This is a genomic window from Streptomyces griseicoloratus (assembly GCF_014534645.1).
Lineage (GTDB): Bacteria > Actinomycetota > Actinomycetes > Streptomycetales > Streptomycetaceae > Streptomyces > Streptomyces griseicoloratus.
In genome coordinates this window covers 281439-298245 of sequence record NZ_JACVQF010000223.1, presented here as the reverse complement: position 1 = coordinate 298245, position 16807 = coordinate 281439, and the positions used below count along the sequence as shown (strand labels likewise).

The following is a 16807-nucleotide window of genomic DNA, read 5'->3' as shown; positions in this document are numbered from 1 at the left end:
AGCGCCGCCTACTTCGGCTGCGGCTTGCGCACCGACAGGTGCAGCTCCTTCAGCCGGGCCTCCTCCAGCTCCGTCGGGGCGCCCATCATCAGGTCCTGGGCGTTGCCGTTGAGCGGGAAGGCGATGGTCTCGCGGATGTTGGGCTCGTCGGCCAGCAGCATCACGATGCGGTCGACGCCCGGGGCGATGCCGCCGTGCGGCGGGGCGCCGAAGCGGAAGGCGCGCAGCATGCCGGCGAACTTCTCCTCGACCGTCTCGCGGTCGTAGCCCGCGATCTCGAAGGCCTTGAGCATGATCTCCGGCTCGTGGTTCCGGATGGCGCCGGAGGACAGCTCGACGCCGTTGCACACGATGTCGTACTGCCAGCCCAGGATGTCCAGCGGGTCCTGGGTCTGAAGGGCCTCCAGGCCGCCCTGCGGCATCGAGAAGGGGTTGTGCGAGAAGTCGATCGCGCCGGTCTCCTCGTCCTTCTCGTACATCGGGAAGTCGACGATCCAGCAGAACCGGAAGACGTTCTCCTCGAACTGGCCGGCCCGCTTGGCGGCCTCGACACGGACCGCGCCCATGATCTTCGAGACCTCGTCGAACTCGCCCGCGCCGAAGAACACGGCATGGCCGGGGGCCAGGGAGAGGCGCTTGGTCAGCTCCGCGACGTTCTCCTCCGTCAGGAACTTCGCGATCGGGCCGGTCAGCGAGCCGTCCTCGCCGACGCGGACCCAGGCCAGGCCCTTCGCGCCCTGGGAGACCGCGTAGTCACCGAGCTGGTCGAAGAACTTGCGGGGCTGTCCGGAGACGTCCGGCACCGGCAGCGCGCGCACGTGCTTGCCGGCGAAGGCCTTGAACTCCGAGCCCTCGAAGATGTCGGTGATGTCGACGAGCTCCAGCTTGGCGCGCAGGTCCGGCTTGTCGGAGCCGTACTTCAGCATCGCCTCGCGGAACGGGATCCGCGGGAACGGGGACGTCACGTGACGGCCGTTGCCGAACTCCTCGAACAGCTCGGTCATCAGCTGCTCGATCGGCCGGAAGACGTCCTCCTGCTCGACGAAGCTCATCTCGACGTCGAGCTGGTAGAACTCGCCCGGCGAGCGGTCGGCACGGGCGTCCTCGTCGCGGAAGCAGGGGGCGATCTGGAAGTAGCGGTCGAAGCCGGAGATCATCAGCAGCTGCTTGAACTGCTGCGGCGCCTGCGGCAGCGCGTAGAACTTGCCCGGGTTGAGGCGCGAGGGCACCACGAAGTCACGGGCTCCCTCGGGGGAGGTGGCGCTCAGGATCGGCGTCGCCATCTCGTTGAAGCCCAGCGCCGTCATCTTCTGGCGGATGGCGGAGATGACCGCCGTGCGCAGCATGATGTTGCGGTGCATGCGCTCGCGGCGCAGGTCGAGGAAGCGGTACTCCAGTCGCCGCTCCTCGTTCACCCCGTCCTCGGTGTTGATCGTGAACGGCAGCGGCTGGGCGGCGCCGAGCAGCTCGACCTCGCCGACCTCGACCTCGACCTCACCGGTGGGCAGGTCGGGGTTGACGTTCTCGGTGCCGCGCGAGACGACCTTGCCGTCGACGCGGACCGTCGACTCCTTGGACAGCTTGTCCAGCGCCTCGTACGCCTCCGTACCCGGACGGGCGACGAGCTGCGTGATGCCGTAGTGGTCGCGCAGATCGATGAAGAGGATGCCGCCCAGGTCGCGCCGATTGTGCAGCCAGCCACTCAGCCGGACGTCGGTGCCGACGTCAGAGGAGCGGAGCTCGCCGCAGGTGTGGGACCTGTACCGATGCATCGTCGTTCATCCAGTCTTCGCGGATCGTGGGCTGTGTTTCACGTGAAACAACCCCAGCGTACCGGGCCCCGCCTGTCGGCTTCCCCTCATTGGGGCCGCGGGCGAGCGGTGGCAGCGTCCGATCCCCTGTTCTTACAGTGGGGCAATGCGCACTGGTGAGCCCCTGCCGGAGGTGGGGGACGTACTCGCCGCCCTCGCGACCGGCCTGTGGCACTGGGACACCGCCGCCGGAGAGGTCAGGGTCGACGCGGAGGCGGCACGGTTGCTCGGGCTGCCCGCCGAGGGAGCCCGGCTCACCGAAGCACAGGTGCGGGCCCGGCTGCATCCCGTGGACTGGAACGAGATCACCGGTGTGGTCCGGCTGGCGGTCACCGAGGGCACGCTCGCCGAGGTCCGGATCCGGGTCATGGACGAGCAGGGCCGGGTGGTCCGGGTCGTGCGCAGCCGCTCCAAGCAGTCCTTCGACCCCGACCACAAGACGTACGAGCTGATCGGCACCCTCCAGGAGGTCGCCGAGCCCGCTCCGGGCACGCCCGCCGGGCGCAGCGCGGTCACCGGTGACTGGCGCCGCTCGCGGGAGGCGTTCCTGCTGGACGCGGGCCGGGCGCTGGCCGAGGCCCGCTCCACGCAGGAGGTGCTGCGGGTCGCGGCGGGCCTGTCGATGCCGGGTTTCTCACCGGACGGGCTGGCGGTGTTCGGCGTGGAGGGCGACCGGCTGAGGATCATCGGTCACCACGGGCAGCGGCAGGGGGAGGAGGGACCGTTCTCGGGGATGCCGCTGGACACCGACTACCCGGCCGCCGAGGTGGTCCGCACCGGTCGTGCCGTCTACCTCTCCTCCCCCGAGGAGTACCGTTCCCGCTACCCGGTCACCTGGCCGCTCGCCGAGCGCTTCGGACGGCACTCCTGGGCGTATCTGCCGCTGACCGTGGCGGGCCGCACCATGGGCGCCTGGATGGCGGCCTTCGCCTATCCGGTCGCCTTCACACCGGACGAGCGGTCGGTGCTGACCACCGTGGCACGGATGCTGGCGCAGGCCCTGAGCCGGGCCGGCGCGGCCGAGACCCAGCGGGAGCTGACCGACGGACTGCAGCGTTCCATGCTGCCCGTACTGGGACCGGAGATCCCGGGCATGGACATCGCCGCCCGCTATGTGCCCACCGGCGGCGGGCTCCAGGTCGGCGGCGACTGGTACGACGTGATTCCGCTGCCGGGCGGCCGCTTCGCCCTGGTCATCGGTGACGTCCAGGGCCACGACGTGCGGGCGGCCGGGCTGATGGGGCAGCTGCGCATCGCCCTGCGCGCCTACGCCGCCGAGGGCCACCGCCCCGACGCCGTGCTCTCCCGGGCCTCGCACTTCTTCCACGGCCTCACCCAGGCGGACTGCGACGAGGACCCCGCCGACATGCGCTTCGCGACCTGCTACTACGCCGAGGTCGACTCCGCGACGGGGACCGTGGAGAGCGCCCGGGCCGGGCATCTGGACCCGGTCGTACGCATGGCGGACGGCACGGCGCTGATCCGCGCCACGGCGGGCGGGCTGCCCCTCGGCATCGACCCGGACTCCGACTACCCGACGACCCGGCACGCCCTGGAGCCCGGCGAGACGCTGATGCTCTGCACGGACGGCCTGGTGGAGACCGGCGGCCACGACCTGCGGACCGGCTGGGGACGGCTGCGCCATGTCCTGGAGGACCGCTGGGAGACCATGGACGAGCTGGCCGACGCACTGGTCCAGGCCGTCCTCGGACCGTCCTCGCACCACACGACCGGGCCGCTCGCCGACCGCCGCGAGGACGACATAGCGCTCCTGCTGCTGCACCGGGAGACCGGGGACTACGGCCGTGGCCGGCCGCCGGCGCGCCGCACGATGATGACGGTCGCGCAGGCCGAGCCGGAGCGCATCTCCGAGGCCCGGCAGCAACTGCGCGCGCTGCTGCACGACTGGCCCGACGAGGACCAGCGGGACTCGGCCGTGCTGCTGCTCTCCGAGGTGCTGACGAACGTCCTGGTCCACACCGACACGGACGCCCTGCTGGTCACCGACGTCACCGGAGAGCCCGGCGAGCGGCGGATCCGGGTCGAGGTCACCGACACCGGCGAGGACCTGCCGCACAAGCGCCGGCCGGGCGAGATGGCGTCCTCCGGACGCGGCCTGATGCTGATCGAGCTGCTCTCCCACGCGTGGGGCGTGGCACCACGCGGCGAGGGCAAGAGCATCTGGTTCGAGTTCTACGAGTCCGAGGGCTCGCGTGCGGAGCCGGTGGCCCCCTCCGAGGTGCCGTAGCGCGCCTGGAGCTCATGGAAGACGCCGAAGCCGGCGGCGGTGAGCGGCACCGCGAGGAGCATGCCCAGGATCCCGGCGACCGAGGCCCCCGCCGTGATCGCCAGCAGTACCGCCGCGGGATGCATGTGGACCGTACGGCTCTGGATCATGGGCTGGAGCACATGGCCCTCAAGCACCTGCACGGCCAGGACCACGCCCAGGGCCCACAGCGCGATGGCGAACCCACGGTCGGCGAGCGCGACCAGCACGGACACGGCACCGGAGATGAAGGCGCCGAGGTAGGGGATGTAGGCGCCGACGAAGACCAGGGCGCCGAGGCCGACGGCACCGGGCACGCGGAGCACGAGCAGCCCGACGGTGATGCAGACGGCGTCGATGAGGGCGATCAGCGTGGTGCCGCGCATGAAGCCCTCGACGGCCCCGTAGGCCCGCCGTGCGATCGCCTCGACGGTGTCGGCGCTGTTGTGCGGGGTGATGCCGCGCAGGGCGGCGGCGGCCCGGTCGGAGTCGCGCAGGAAGAAGAAGACCAGCAGCAGGGCGAGGACGGCCATGGCGATGGTCTCGCCGACCACGCTGACTCCGCTGATGACGCCCGAGGCGGCCGTCCCGCCGAACTTGCCGAGCAGCTCGCGCGCGTTGGAGGCGAGGTCGTCCAGCGAGGTCCCGGCCGCCCCGAAGTGGTCGGCGATGTCCTTCGCGGCGGCCTTGAGCGAGGCGACGATCTGGTCGCCGCTCTCGATGAGGGCGGCGGCCACGATGTAGACGGCGCCGCCGACCACGGCCACGACGGCGACGCAGGTGAGCCCGGCGGCCAGCGACCGCTGCACCCCGGCCCGCACCAGCCGCCGGTGCAGCGGGCCGAGCAGCGCGGTGCCGAGCAGCGCGAGCAGCACCGGCGTCACCGCGGTGCGCAGCTCCACGCAGAGCCGGATCCCGACGTAGACGACACCGGTGACGAGCAGGGCGACGGCGCACCAGGCACCGAGACGGCGTACCGGACCGGGAAGCAGCTCCACGCCTCCAGCCGATCACGCGCGGGGCGCACTGTCCTGCGCGGACGACCCGCCCGGGTGACAGCCGTCAGCGGCCCACCACACGGACCCGGGTCCGCGCCCCCCACCGCACAGAGCCAGATCCGCCACCCAACCGCACGAAGCGCGGCCCCGCGGCCTGCCCGCACGGGGCGGAAACGGCAAAGGCTGCCGCACGGCACACCGGGGGGTGTGCGCCGCGCGGCAGCCAGTAAAGGGGCGGGCGCCAAGCGGGCCTCCCGACCGAGCGGACCGGCCCGGGCCGACAGGCGCCCGCCCGGCGGAACGGACCCGCCGGCACCCGTCGGCCGAGTGGCCCGCGGGGAGGCCGAGACCAGTGCGACCGGGCCGTGAGCGGGCCGCCGAGGCCGGCACGGCCGGACCCGGGAACAGACCACCGAGACCACCACAGCCGAGCCCGGAAACGGGCCGCCGGGGCCAGTGCTGCCGGGGCCCGGGAACAGACCGCCGGGGCCACGGCCGGGCCCAGCAACAGACCGCCGAGGTCAGTACTGCCGGGCCCGGAAACGGGCCGCCGGGCCCGGTGCGGACAGGCCGGGACGCAGGCGCCGCGAGCCGTCGGGCCGTCAGGCGCCGGGACCCTCCGACGACATGCCGTGGACCGCCGGGACGGTGCCGAGGCGGCCCTTCTGGAAGTCCTCGAAGGCCTGCATCAGCTCGTCCTTGGTGTTCATGACGAACGGGCCGTAGTGCGCCATGGGCTCGCGGATCGGCCGGCCGCCGAGCAGGACGACCTCCAGGTCCGGCGTCCGGGAGTCCTGCTTCTCATCGGCGCGGACGGTCAGCGAGGAACCGGCGCCGAAGACGGCGGCCTGCCCCAGGTGGACCGGCCGGCGCTCGGCGCCCACCGAGCCGCGCCCGGCCAGCACGTACGCCAGGCCGTTGAAGTCCTCCCGCCAGGGCAGGGTGACCTCGGCGCCCGGCGCGAGCGTGGCGTGGATCATCGTGATCGGCGTGTGCGTGCTGCCGGGGCCCTGGTGGCCGTCCAGCTCGCCGGCGATGACGCGGATCAGCGCGCCGCCGTCGGGGGAGGTGAGCAGCTGGACGCTGCCGCCGCGGATGTCCTGGTACTTCGGGGCCATCATCTTGTCCTTGGCCGGCAGGTTCACCCACAGCTGCAGGCCGTGGAAGAGGCCGCCGGACATCACCAGCGACTCCGGCGGGGCCTCGATGTGCAGCAGCCCGCTGCCGGCGGTCATCCACTGGGTGTCGCCGTTGGTGATGGTGCCGCCACCGCCGTGACTGTCCTGGTGGTCGAAGGTCCCGTCGATGATGTACGTGACGGTCTCGAAGCCGCGGTGCGGGTGCCAGGGCGTGCCCTTGGGCTCGCCGGGCGCGTACTCCACCTCACCCATCTGGTCCATCATGATGAACGGGTCGAGATGGCGGTAGTTGATACCGGCGAACGCGCGGCGCACCGGGAATCCCTCGCCCTCGAAACCGCTCGGCGCGGTCGTGACGCTGAGTACGGGACGCGCCACGGCGTCGGCGGGTGCGGATACACGGGGCAGCGTCAACGGGTTCTCGACGGTCACTGCAGGCATGTCGGTACCTCCTCGGGTACACCCACTTTAGTTGAGCGTTGAACTTCTTGCCACCCCAAACCAAGAAAGCCCGGAGGGCATTCCCTCCGGGCTCGCGGTTGCGCCGGCATCCGGCCACGCGGACCTAGCCGCACATGCGGACCTAGCCGCACATGCAGACCTAGCCGTACATGCGGCGCATCGCGAAATCGACCATCTGCTCGACGGCCTTCGCGTCGAACACCATCCGGTGCTCGCCCTCCATGTCCAGTACGAAGCCGTAGCCGGTCGGCAGCAGGTCGATCACCTCGGCACCGGTGATCACGAAGTACTTGGACTCCTTGCCCGCGTACCGGCGCAGCTCCTTGAGCGAGGTGAACATCGGGATCACCGGCTGCTGGGTGTTGTGCAGGGCGAGGAAACCGGGGTTGTCGCCGCGCGGGCAGTAGACCTTCGAGGTCGCGAAGACCTGCTGGAAGTCCTCGGCGGACATCTGCCCGGTGGTGAAGGCCCGCACCGCGTCCGCGAGCGAGGGCGGGGACGGCTCGGGGTACAGCGGCGGCTGCTGCCCGTATCCGCCGGACATCGGCTGCTGGGGCGGGGCGTACTGCTGCTGCTGAGGACCCGCGGTCTGGTCGTAGCCGTACATGCCGCAAAGAGTAACGAGTCACAGATGACCCGCTCGGGGTTGCTTCTTATTACTGACGGGTAGCATCATCTTAGCTACTAGTTGGTACGCGTAACAGGTGCGAGGAGACAGTGCCTCGCCGATCTCTCAACGGAGCCGTCGCCATGGGGCACTACAAGCCGAATCTCCGGGACATCGAGTTCAACCTCTTCGAGGTGCTCGGCCGCGACAAGCTGTACGGCACCGGCCCGTTCGCCGAGATGGACGTCGACACCGCCAAGAGCATCCTGGAGGAGCTGACCCGCCTCTCGGAGAACGAGCTGGCCGAGTCCTTCGCCGACGCCGACCGCAACCCCCCGGTCTTCGACCCGGAGACCAACACCGCGCCGGTCCCCGCCTCCTTCAAGAAGAGCTACCAGGCCTTCATGGACTCCGAGTACTGGCGCCTCGGCCTGCCGGAGGAGATCGGCGGCACGACCTCTCCCCGCTCCCTCATCTGGGCCTACGCGGAGCTGATCCTCGGCGCCAACCCGGCCGTGTGGATGTACTCCTCCGGCCCGGCCTTCGCCGGCATCCTCTTCGACGAGGGCAATGAGGTCCAGAAGCACATCGCGAAGATCGCCGTCGAGAAGCAGTGGGGCTCCACCATGGTCCTCACCGAGCCGGACGCCGGCTCGGACGTCGGCGCCGGCCGCACCAAGGCCGTGCAGCAGGAGGACGGCTCCTGGCACATCGAGGGCGTGAAGCGCTTCATCACCTCCGGTGAGCACGACATGTCGGAGAACATCCTCCACTACGTGCTCGCCCGCCCCGAGGGCGCCGGCCCCGGCACCAAGGGCCTGTCCCTGTTCCTCGTCCCGAAGTACCTCTTCGACTTCGAGACCGGCGAGCTGGGCGAGCGCAACGGCGTCTACGCCACCAACGTCGAGCACAAGATGGGCCTGAAGGCCTCCAACACCTGCGAGATGACCTTCGGCGACCAGCACCCCGCCAAGGGCTGGCTGATCGGCGACAAGCACGACGGCATCCGCCAGATGTTCCGCATCATCGAGTTCGCCCGCATGATGGTCGGCACGAAGGCGATCTCCACCCTCTCCACGGGCTACCTCAACGCCCTGGAGTACGCCAAGGAGCGCGTCCAGGGCCCCGACCTGGCCAACTTCATGGACAAGACCGCGCCCAAGGTCACCATCACCCACCACCCCGACGTGCGCCGCTCGCTGATGACGCAGAAGGCGTACGCGGAGGGCATGCGCGCGCTCGTGATGTACACCGCGGCCGTGCAGGACGAGATCCAGGTCAAGGAGGCGAACGGCGAGGACGCCTCCGCCGAGCACGCCCTCAACGACCTGCTCCTGCCGATCGTCAAGGGCTACGGCTCGGAGAAGGCCTACGAGCAGCTCGCCCAGTCGCTGCAGACCTTCGGCGGCTCCGGCTTCCTGCAGGAGTACCCGATCGAGCAGTACATCCGCGACTCCAAGATCGACACCCTGTACGAGGGCACCACGGCGATCCAGGGCCAGGACTTCTTCTTCCGGAAGATCGTCCGCAACCAGGGCGCCGCGCTGAACTCCCTCGCCGAGGACATCAAGAAGTTCCTGGCCCTCGGCACCGGCGGCGAGGAGCTGTCCGCCGCCCGCGAGCACCTGGCCAAGGCCGCCGTCGAGCTGGAGGCCATCGTCGGCCTGATGCTCACCGACCTCGCCGCCACCGAGCAGGACGTCAAGAACATCTACAAGGTGGGCCTCAACACCACCCGCCTGCTGCTCGCCTCCGGTGACGTGGTCGTCGGCTACCTGCTCCTCAAGGGCGCCGCCGTCGCCGCCGAAAAGCTGCCGACGGCCTCCGCCAAGGACAAGGCGTTCTACACCGGCAAGATCGCCGCGGCGAAGTTCTTCGCGGCCGAGGTCCTGCCCGGCGTCACGCTGGCCCGCAAGGTGGCCCAGGGCGTCGAGCTGGACCTGATGGAGCTGGACGAGGCGGCCTTCTAAGACATCCGAGACACCGGGGCCAAGGCTCCGAGGGTCCCTCCACAGACCCCACACACCCCTGCGAGGGCCCGCTCCCGTCTGACGGGAAGCGGGCCCTCGTCCGTCGTTAAGGTGAACCCCATGAGCGAACCTCCTCGTTTCGACCGCGGCCACACCGACGACCTGATGTCCTTCCTCGCCGCGAGCCCGACGCCGTACCACGCCGTGGCGAACGCCGCCGACCGGCTGGAGAAGGCCGGCTTCCGGCAGGTCGCGGAGACGGACGCCTGGGACGGGACGAGCGGCGGCAAGTACGTGCTGCGCGGCGGCGCGATCGTGGCCTGGTACGTCCCGGAGGGCGCCGCGCCGCACACCCCCTTCCGCATCGTCGGCGCGCACACCGACTCCCCCAACCTGCGCGTGAAGCCGCGCCCCGACAGCGGGGCGCACGGCTGGCGCCAGGTCGCCGTGGAGATCTACGGCGGACCGCTGATGAACTCCTGGCTCGACCGCGACCTGGGCCTGGCCGGCCGCCTGAGCCTGCGCGACGGCTCCACGCGCCTGGTGAACGTCGACCGGCCGCTGCTGCGTGTCCCCCAGCTCGCCATCCACATGGACCGCAACGTGTCCACGGAGGGCCTCAAGCTCGACAAGCAGCGCCACCTCCAGCCCGTCTGGGGCCTCGGCGACACCGTGCGCGACGGCGACCTGATCGCCTTCCTGGAGGAGGAGTCGGGGATCCCCCGGGGCGAGGTGACCGGCTGGGACCTGATGACCCACTCCGTGGAGCCCCCGGCGTACCTGGGCCGCGACCGGGAACTGGTGGCCGGACCCCGCATGGACAACCTGCTGTCCGTGCACGCGGGCGTGGCCGCGCTGACGGCGGTGGCGGCGGCCGGGACGGAGCTCACCCACATCCCCGTCCTCGCCGCCTTCGACCACGAGGAGAACGGCTCCCAGTCGGACACCGGCGCGGACGGACCCCTGCTCGGCGGCGTACTGGAGCGCTCGGTGTTCGCGCGCGGGGGCTCCTACGAGGACCGGGCGAGGGCGTTCGCGGCCACGGTGTGCCTGTCGTCGGACACCGGCCACGCCGTCCACCCCAACTACGCGGAACGGCACGACCCGACGCACCACCCCCGCGTCAACGGCGGCCCCATCCTCAAGGTCAACGTCAACAACCGCTACGCCACGGACGGTTCGGGCCGCGCGGTGTGGGTCGCCGCCTGCGAGAAGGCGGACGTCCCCTTCCAGTCCTTCGTCTCCAACAACTCCATGCCCTGCGGCACGACGATCGGCCCCATCACCGCGGCCCGGCACGGCATCCGGACCGTGGACATCGGCGTGGCCATCCTGTCGATGCACAGCGCCCGGGAGTTGTGCGGCGCCGACGACCCGCACCTGCTCGCGAACTCCCTGGTGGCCTTCCTCCAGCCGTAGAACGGCACACCACGGCATGGGGGTTGACGCCCGGGGTACCCGCCCGGAACCGGATCGACCGGAAAGCCCGGACCGACCGGATCTCCAGGGAGGCGACACTCATGGGCCTCGGCGGGTGCATCATCCTCATCGCCGTGGGAGCCATCCTCACGTTCGCGACCGACTGGGACATGCGGGGCGTCAACCTCGACCTGGTCGGCGTCATCCTCATGGTCGTCGGCCTGATCGGCGTGGCGACCTTCAGCAGCATCGCCCGGCGCCGACGCGTGGTGGTACCGCCGACGACCCCGGTCGTCGACGACCCGACGACCCGCCGCCGCGGCGACGGGTACCGCGACGGCTACGGCGTCTGACACCCGCGGACCCGCGGGTGTCAGCCGTCCAGCCCGGCCAGGACCAGCGGCAGACGGTCCGCGCCCGCCTCGGTGAGCCGGACCGGCACGCCCCAGTCCTGCTGGTGGACATGGCAGGCCGGGTACTCGTTGGCCGGATCGTCGTCGCAGGACGCCGCCATCGCGGAGACGTGCAGGACGCCCTCCGGCACGTCCGGGTCGAGCTCCAGCTCGCGGGTCAGGTCCGTCCCCGCGCCCTCACCGGCGCGCAGCAGCCCGGGCGGGGTGGAAGAGACCAGCAGCCGGGTCGAGGGGCCGTAGCGGGTGTCGAGCTTCTGGCCCGACGGCGCCTGGAAGATCACCTCCAGCCGCAGCGTGCCCGGCGCCACCTCCGTGGCCGCCCGCTGGGTGCGGTGGGCGACCGCCTCCACACGGACCGCCTCCTCGGGCAGCCGCAGCCGGGTCAGCCGGTGCCGGGCCGACTCCACGACCACGATGTCGTCCCCGGCCAGTACCGCGTCGCTCGGCTCCCGCAGATCCGTGGCCAGCGTGGTCACCTCGCCGCTCGCCGGGTCGTAGCGGCGCAGGGCGTGGTTGTAGGTGTCGCTGACCGCCACGGAGCCGTCGGGCAGCGCGGTGACGCCCAGCGGGTGCTGGAGCAGCGCCTGCCCGGCGGCACCGTCACGGTGCCCGAAGTCGAACAGACCGGTGCCGACGGCCGTGTGCACGGCACCCTCCCGGTCCACCCAGCGCAGGGCGGACGTCTCGGAGTCGGCGACCCACAGCCGCTCGTCCGTGGCCGCGAGACCGGACGGCTGCGCGAACCACGCCTCGCCGCCGGGCCCGTCGACGAGCCCCTCGTTGGTCGTGCCCGCCGTGACGGCGACGGAGCCGTCGGCGGGGTCGTACGCCCAGAGCTGATGGACGCCGGCCATGGCGATCCACACCTTGCCGTTCCACCATGCGACGTCCCACGGCGAGGACAGGCTGACGTCGCGGCCGGGGCCGGAGGTGGGCTCGCCCTGCATCCACTGACGGCCGGTGCCGGCCAGCGTGGTGACCTCGCCGGAGCCGAGGTCCAGCCGGCGCAAGGCGTGGTTGACAGTGTCGGCGACGACCACCGAACCGTCATCCAGGAGGGCGAGGCCCTGCGGCTCGTTGAAGGCGGCGGCCCCGGCCGGGCCGTCCACGAGCCCGCGCACGCCGGTCCCGATCCGCCGCACGACGCTCTCCCCGTCCTCCGCCAGCTCCACCAGCTGGTGCCGGGTGGTGTCGCTGACCAGGAAGTTCCCGGACGGCAGCAGCAGCGCCTTGCCGGGGAAGCGCAGCGTGGTCGGCTCCGGCTCCGGCGCCACGTACGGCCCGTCGCCGCGCCGCAGCGTGCCCTTCGCCGCGTGCTCGGCCTCCAGCTCGTCGATCAGCCGCTCGATGGCGTGCGCGTGCCCCTCGCCGGCGTGCTGGGCGACGACGTAGCCCTCCGGGTCGATGACGACCAGCGTCGGCCAGGCGCGCACCGCGTACTGCTTCCAGGTGGCCAGCTCCGGGTCGTCGAGCACCGGGTGCTCCACGCCGTAGCGCTCCACGGCGTCGACGACAGCCTGGTGCTCGGCCTCGTGGACGAACTTCGGCGAGTGCACGCCGATGATCACGACCGTGTCCCGGTGCTTCTCCTCCAGCTCGCGCAGCTCGTCGAGGACGTGCAGGCAGTTGATGCAGCAGAAGGTCCAGAAGTCCAGGACGACGATGCGTCCCCGCAGGTCGGCGAGGCTGTACTGCTTCCCGCCCGTGTTCAGCCATCCGCCCTTGCCGATCAGCTCGGGGGCGCGGACTCGGGCGCGGCGGCCGGTCGGAGCCGGGGTGGAATCGCTCATGGACCAAGGGTGCCACCCGGCTCGGACATTCACGTCAGCGCATGCCCCGTCGTCGCGTCCACGTGGTCCGGCACCTCGTCGTGCCGGTCGCCGACGGTGAGGGTGCCGGTCGGCTCGAACACCAGGATGGCCGTGGGGACGGGCGCGTACGGCTTGTGTTCCGTGCCGCGCGGGACCGTGAAGACCGAGCCCTTCGGCAGGACGACCGTGCGCTCGCCGGCCGGCTCGCGCAGGCCGATGTGGAGCTCGCCGTCGAGGACGAGGAAGAACTCGTCGGTGTGGTCGTGCACGTGCCAGACGTGCTCGCCCTCGACCTTGGCGACACGGACGTCGCAGTCGTTGACGGCGGTGACGATGCGGGGGCTCCACTTCTCGGTGAAGGAGGCGAGGGCGGAGGAGAGGGAGATCGGTTCCTGGGTCATGACGTCATCGTCGGGGGTGACCGGGCCGTCGCATAAGTGCTAGGAATCGCACATGCCGCAAGGATCCTCTCAGCCCTCGCGCCCCCACCGGGTCGCGGTGATCGTCGACGAGGGCACCAATCCGTTCGAGGTGGGCTGCGCCACCGAGCTGTTCGGTCTGCCCCGCCCCGAGCTGGGGCTGCCGGGGCCGTTGTACGAGGTGACCCTGTGCACGCCGACGCCCCGGGTGCGGATGAACCACGGGTTCTTCACGCTCACCGGCGTGCCCGGACTGGACGCCGTGGACGACGCGGACACGCTCGTCGTGCCCGGCCGGCCGGACAACGTCGTGCCGCGCGGCCCCGCCGTACTGGACGCGATCCGGCGCACCCACGCACGCGGCGCCCGCGTGATGAGCCTGTGCACCGGCAGCTTCGCACTCGCCGAGGCCGGGCTCCTGGACGGGCGGCGGGCCGCGACGCACTGGCTGTGGGCGGACTCCTTCCGCCGGCTGCACCCGCGCGTACTGCTCCAGCCGGACGTGCTGTTCGTGGACGAGGGCGACATCCTCACGGCGGCGGGCAGCGCCGCCGCACTGGACCTCGGGCTGCACATCTGGCGCCGGGACCACGGCGCCGAGATCGCGAACGCCGTCTCCCGGCGGCTGGTGTTCGCCGCGCACCGGGACGGGGGCCAGCGGCAGTTCCTGGAGCGGCCGGTGCCGGACGTGCCGGACGCATCGCTCGCGCCGCTGCTGGAGTGGGCGCAGGAGCGGCTGGGCGAGCCGCTGACGGTGGCCGGTCTGGCGGCCCGCGCGGCGGTGTCCCCGGCCACGCTGCACCGGCGGTTCCGGGCGCAGCTGGGGACGACCCCGCTCGCCTGGCTCACGGCCGAGCGGGTGACCCTCGCGCGGCGGCTGATCGAGCGCGGCGAGGAGCGGCTGGACGTGGTGGCGGCCCGCAGCGGGCTGGGGACCGCTGCCAACCTGCGGATCCGGCTGCGGCGCGAGACCGGGCTCAGCCCGTCGGCCTACCGGCGGCGTTTCGGGACGGGTGCGCGGGAAGCGATCACGCCATGAGATTCCTCGTGTACGACCGGCTCCTCGGCTTCGGCGACGACTACTGGATCGAGGACGCCGAGGGCAACAAGGCGTACCTCGTCGACGGCAAGGCGTTGCGGCTGCGCGACACCTGGGAGCTGAAGGACGCCCAGGGGCGGGTCCTGATCGACATCCACCAGAAGATGTTCGCCCTGCGGGACACCATGGTGATCGAGCGGGGCGGCGGGCCGCTGGCGACGATCAGGCGCAAACGGCTCTCCCTGCTGCGCAATCACTACCGGGTGTCCCTGGCCGACGGAACCGAGCTGGACGTCAGCGGCAGGATCCTCGACCGGGAGTTCGCCATCGAGTACGACGGTGAACTGCTGGCCGTCGCCTCGCGGCGCCTGGTGACCCTCCGGGACACCTACGGCGTGGACGTCGTCCGGGACGACGCGGACCCGGCGCTGCTGATCGCGCTGACGGTGTGCGTCATCCACCTGGCGGAGAAGGAACGCGAGCGGGACTAGGGCCCGTCGGACACGCCGCCCTGGCCGTGTCCGTGTCCCTGTCCCTACCCCTGCCCCTGCCCCTGCCCCTGCCCCTGACGCCAGGGAGTTTCCAGGCCCAGCACCCGGTCCTTCAGCGCCGGGAACTGCTCCCGGGTCCTCGTCACCTTCTGCGGGTCGAACTCGACCGTGAGGATCTCCTCGTCCGCGCCGGCCTCCGCCAGCACCTCGCCCCAGGGGTCGACCACGATCGAGTGACCGGCCTGCGGAACTCCGGCGTGCGTCCCGGCCGTTCCGCAGGCGAGGACGAACGCCTGGTTCTCCACCGCCCGCGCCTGTGCCAGGAGCGTCCAGTGGGACCGCCGGCGCTCCGGCCAGCCCGCCGGGACGACGAAGGTCTCGGCACCGGCGTCGACGAGGCCGCGGAAGAGCTCGGGGAAGCGGAGGTCGTAACAGGTCGCCACGCCCAGGGTGGTGTGCGGCAGACGGACCGTCACCAGCTCGCTGCCCGCGCCCATCAGCACGGCCTCGCCCTTGTCGAAGCCGAACCGGTGGATCTTGCGGTAGGCGGCGGCCAGGTCACCGGAGGGGGAGAAGACGAGAGAGGTGTTGAAGAGCTGTCCGTCGGGGGCGCGCTCGGGGACGGACCCCGCGTGCAGCCACACGCCCGCCTCGCTCGCGGCCTTGGCCATCGCCTCGTACGTCGGGCCCCGGAGCGGCTCGGCGCCGGTGCCGAACTCGTCGAAGGCGAAGGCGCCCGTGGTCCACAGCTCCGGCAGGACGACGAGATCGGCGCCCTCCTGCTGCCGTACCAGCGACGCCGCCCGCCGGCGGCGCGCTTCGACCGTTTCGTCCTCGTTCACGGCGATCTGGATCACAGAGGCGCGCACACTACCACCGTCCTGGCATTCGAGCCGTCCACACGGGCCTACGATCGTCACACGAAAGCACTGCCGGGGTGCCGCACAGCAGCGTAACTTAGCCTCCCAAGACGCCCGCCGACCGCAGCCACCTCCCACTGGCACCGCCGCCACAACCTGCCCGTGTACCGACCGCCGAGGGGTCCCGTTCCGTGAGTCTGCATCCCACCCTCCAGCCCTACGCCGACGCCTGGACTCACTCCATCGAGGCGATATCCGAGCTGGTCCAGCACCTCGTGGAGGCAGAGTGGAACCGCCGCACCCCCTGCCCGGGCTGGTCGGTGCGGGACGTCGTCTCCCACGTCATGGGCCTGGACTCCGAGATGCTGGGCGACCCGCGCCCCATCCACACCCTCCCGCGCGACCTGTTCCACGTCACCAACGACCACCAGCGCTACATGGAGATGCAGGTCGACGTCCGCCGCCACCACACGGCGCCGGAGATGACGTCCGAGCTGGAGTACATGATCATCCGGCGCAACCGTCAGCTGCGGAACGAGTCGCGGGACCCGGGCACCAAGGTCCGCGGCCCCTACGGCGCCGACCTGACGCTGGAGGAGTCCATGCGCCGGCACGCCTTCGACGTGTGGGTGCACGAACAGGACCTGCGCACGGCCCTCGGCCGTCCCGGCAACCTCGACTCCCCGGGCGCGCACGTCGCCCGTGACGTGCTGCTGGCCGAGCTCCCGCGCGTCGTCGCCGAGGACGCGAGCGCGCCGCGCAGCTCGGCCGTCGTCTTCGACGTCCACGGTCCGGTCGAGTTCCTGCGCACGATCCGCGTCGACATCCAGGGCCGCGGCACCCTGGAGACGGCCCCCGCCCTCGGCCCGGCCGCCACCCTCACCCTCGACTGGGAGACGTACGTCCGCCTGGCCTGCGGCCGGGTGACGCCGGAGGCGGTGGCGGACCGCGTCAAGACGGAGGGCGACCCGGCCCTGACGACGGCGATCCTCAGGAACTTCACGGTGACGAAGTAACCCGAGCTGCGGGCAGTCGTGCCGCAGGGGCGGCACGGGTGGGCGCAGCGGCACCCCGCAACGCCGGGCTGCGCACCCACCCCCGC

14 protein-coding genes are annotated in these 16807 nt (G+C 71.5%); 7 read left to right on the top strand and 7 right to left on the bottom strand.

The genetic code is table 11. From position 1 onward, the window contains the following. Positions 1 to 8: 8 nt before the first annotated feature. Positions 9 to 1772: an aspartate--tRNA ligase gene (gene aspS, locus H0H10_RS31765; protein ID WP_188184591.1), complete on the bottom strand. Its 1764-nt coding sequence runs from the start codon at positions 1770 to 1772 to the stop codon at positions 9 to 11. A gap of 145 nt (positions 1773 to 1917) precedes the next feature. Between aspS and H0H10_RS31760 the strand changes: the two genes are divergently transcribed. Beyond that, positions 1918 to 4059, top strand: a complete 2142-nt coding sequence (locus tag H0H10_RS31760) for an ATP-binding SpoIIE family protein phosphatase (RefSeq protein ID WP_188184590.1) — start codon at positions 1918 to 1920, stop codon at positions 4057 to 4059. On the opposite strand, the gene H0H10_RS31755 is transcribed toward H0H10_RS31760, so the two are convergent. The 3 genes from H0H10_RS31755 to H0H10_RS31745 all read right to left on the bottom strand — a co-directional run bounded on the left by H0H10_RS31755 (position 4005) and on the right by H0H10_RS31745 (position 7283). Next, positions 4005 to 5075 carry an AI-2E family transporter gene (locus H0H10_RS31755; RefSeq protein ID WP_188184589.1) on the bottom strand — a complete coding sequence of 357 codons (1071 nt, stop codon included), beginning with the start codon at positions 5073 to 5075 and terminating at the stop codon, positions 4005 to 4007. The genes H0H10_RS31760 and H0H10_RS31755 overlap by 55 nt on opposite strands. A gap of 602 nt (positions 5076 to 5677) precedes the next feature. After that, entirely contained in the window at positions 5678 to 6655 is a 978-nt protein-coding gene (locus tag H0H10_RS31750) for a pirin family protein (RefSeq protein WP_188184588.1), read from the bottom strand. Positions 6656 to 6815: 160 nt separating this feature from the next. Then, positions 6816 to 7283: an SseB family protein gene (locus H0H10_RS31745; protein WP_188184587.1), complete on the bottom strand. Its 468-nt coding sequence runs from the start codon at positions 7281 to 7283 to the stop codon at positions 6816 to 6818. A 143-nt stretch (positions 7284 to 7426) separates the two neighbouring features. Here H0H10_RS31745 and H0H10_RS31740 point away from each other — a divergent pair, with 143 nt between their 5' ends. The 3 genes from H0H10_RS31740 (at position 7427) to H0H10_RS31730 (ending at position 11025) form a co-directional block, all read left to right on the top strand. Further along, the gene (locus tag H0H10_RS31740; RefSeq protein ID WP_188184586.1) at positions 7427 to 9253 is read left to right on the top strand and encodes an acyl-CoA dehydrogenase; all 1827 of its coding nucleotides are present in this window, start codon (positions 7427 to 7429) and stop codon (positions 9251 to 9253) included. Between the two features lie 120 nt (positions 9254 to 9373). Then, positions 9374 to 10672, top strand: coding sequence for a M18 family aminopeptidase (locus H0H10_RS31735; RefSeq protein ID WP_188184585.1), 1299 nt, complete (start codon positions 9374 to 9376; stop codon positions 10670 to 10672). Between the two features lie 101 nt (positions 10673 to 10773). After that, positions 10774 to 11025, top strand: a complete 252-nt coding sequence (locus H0H10_RS31730) for a DUF6458 family protein (protein ID WP_188184584.1) — start codon at positions 10774 to 10776, stop codon at positions 11023 to 11025. Between the two features lie 20 nt (positions 11026 to 11045). Here the strand turns inward: H0H10_RS31730 and H0H10_RS31725 are convergent, their stop codons facing one another. Next, complete coding sequence (locus tag H0H10_RS31725; protein ID WP_188184583.1) at positions 11046 to 12875, bottom strand: thioredoxin-like domain-containing protein; 1830 nt, start codon at positions 12873 to 12875, stop codon at positions 11046 to 11048. Between the two features lie 29 nt (positions 12876 to 12904). Then, the gene (locus tag H0H10_RS31720) at positions 12905 to 13297 is read right to left on the bottom strand and encodes a cupin domain-containing protein (RefSeq protein ID WP_188184582.1); all 393 of its coding nucleotides are present in this window, start codon (positions 13295 to 13297) and stop codon (positions 12905 to 12907) included. 52 nt (positions 13298 to 13349) lie between these two features. Here H0H10_RS31720 and H0H10_RS31715 point away from each other — a divergent pair, with 52 nt between their 5' ends. Both H0H10_RS31715 and H0H10_RS31710 read left to right on the top strand, forming a co-directional pair. Further along, positions 13350 to 14354 carry a helix-turn-helix domain-containing protein gene (locus H0H10_RS31715; protein WP_188184581.1) on the top strand — a complete coding sequence of 335 codons (1005 nt, stop codon included), beginning with the start codon at positions 13350 to 13352 and terminating at the stop codon, positions 14352 to 14354. After that, on the top strand, positions 14351 to 14845 hold the full coding sequence (locus H0H10_RS31710; RefSeq protein WP_188184580.1) for an LURP-one-related/scramblase family protein: 495 nt from the start codon (positions 14351 to 14353) through the stop codon (positions 14843 to 14845). Before H0H10_RS31715 ends, H0H10_RS31710 begins: the two co-directional genes overlap by 4 nt. A 44-nt stretch (positions 14846 to 14889) precedes the next feature. Here H0H10_RS31710 and H0H10_RS31705 read toward each other — a convergent pair whose 3' ends face one another. After that, positions 14890 to 15714, bottom strand: a complete 825-nt coding sequence (locus H0H10_RS31705) for a carbon-nitrogen family hydrolase (protein WP_188184579.1) — start codon at positions 15712 to 15714, stop codon at positions 14890 to 14892. Positions 15715 to 15896: 182 nt separating this feature from the next. Here H0H10_RS31705 and H0H10_RS31700 point away from each other — a divergent pair, with 182 nt between their 5' ends. Beyond that, positions 15897 to 16721, top strand: coding sequence for a maleylpyruvate isomerase family mycothiol-dependent enzyme (locus H0H10_RS31700; RefSeq protein ID WP_188184578.1), 825 nt, complete (start codon positions 15897 to 15899; stop codon positions 16719 to 16721). Positions 16722 to 16807: the final 86 nt, after the last annotated feature.

What these genes read in the sequence shown, in the direction of transcription:
- aspS (WP_188184591.1), bottom strand. Translation starts at nt 1,772, where the DNA reads ATGCATCGGTACAGGTCCCACACCTGCGGCGAGCTCCGCTCCTCTGAC.
- H0H10_RS31760 (WP_188184590.1), top strand. Translation starts at nt 1,918, where the DNA reads ATGCGCACTGGTGAGCCCCTGCCGGAGGTGGGGGACGTACTCGCCGCC.
- H0H10_RS31750 (WP_188184588.1), bottom strand. Translation starts at nt 6,655, where the DNA reads ATGCCTGCAGTGACCGTCGAGAACCCGTTGACGCTGCCCCGTGTATCC.
- H0H10_RS31745 (WP_188184587.1), bottom strand. Translation starts at nt 7,283, where the DNA reads ATGTACGGCTACGACCAGACCGCGGGTCCTCAGCAGCAGCAGTACGCC.
- H0H10_RS31740 (WP_188184586.1), top strand. Translation starts at nt 7,427, where the DNA reads ATGGGGCACTACAAGCCGAATCTCCGGGACATCGAGTTCAACCTCTTC.
- H0H10_RS31735 (WP_188184585.1), top strand. Translation starts at nt 9,374, where the DNA reads ATGAGCGAACCTCCTCGTTTCGACCGCGGCCACACCGACGACCTGATG.
- H0H10_RS31730 (WP_188184584.1), top strand. Translation starts at nt 10,774, where the DNA reads ATGGGCCTCGGCGGGTGCATCATCCTCATCGCCGTGGGAGCCATCCTC.
- H0H10_RS31725 (WP_188184583.1), bottom strand. Translation starts at nt 12,875, where the DNA reads ATGAGCGATTCCACCCCGGCTCCGACCGGCCGCCGCGCCCGAGTCCGC.
- H0H10_RS31720 (WP_188184582.1), bottom strand. Translation starts at nt 13,297, where the DNA reads ATGACCCAGGAACCGATCTCCCTCTCCTCCGCCCTCGCCTCCTTCACC.
- H0H10_RS31715 (WP_188184581.1), top strand. Translation starts at nt 13,350, where the DNA reads ATGCCGCAAGGATCCTCTCAGCCCTCGCGCCCCCACCGGGTCGCGGTG.
- H0H10_RS31710 (WP_188184580.1), top strand. Translation starts at nt 14,351, where the DNA reads ATGAGATTCCTCGTGTACGACCGGCTCCTCGGCTTCGGCGACGACTAC.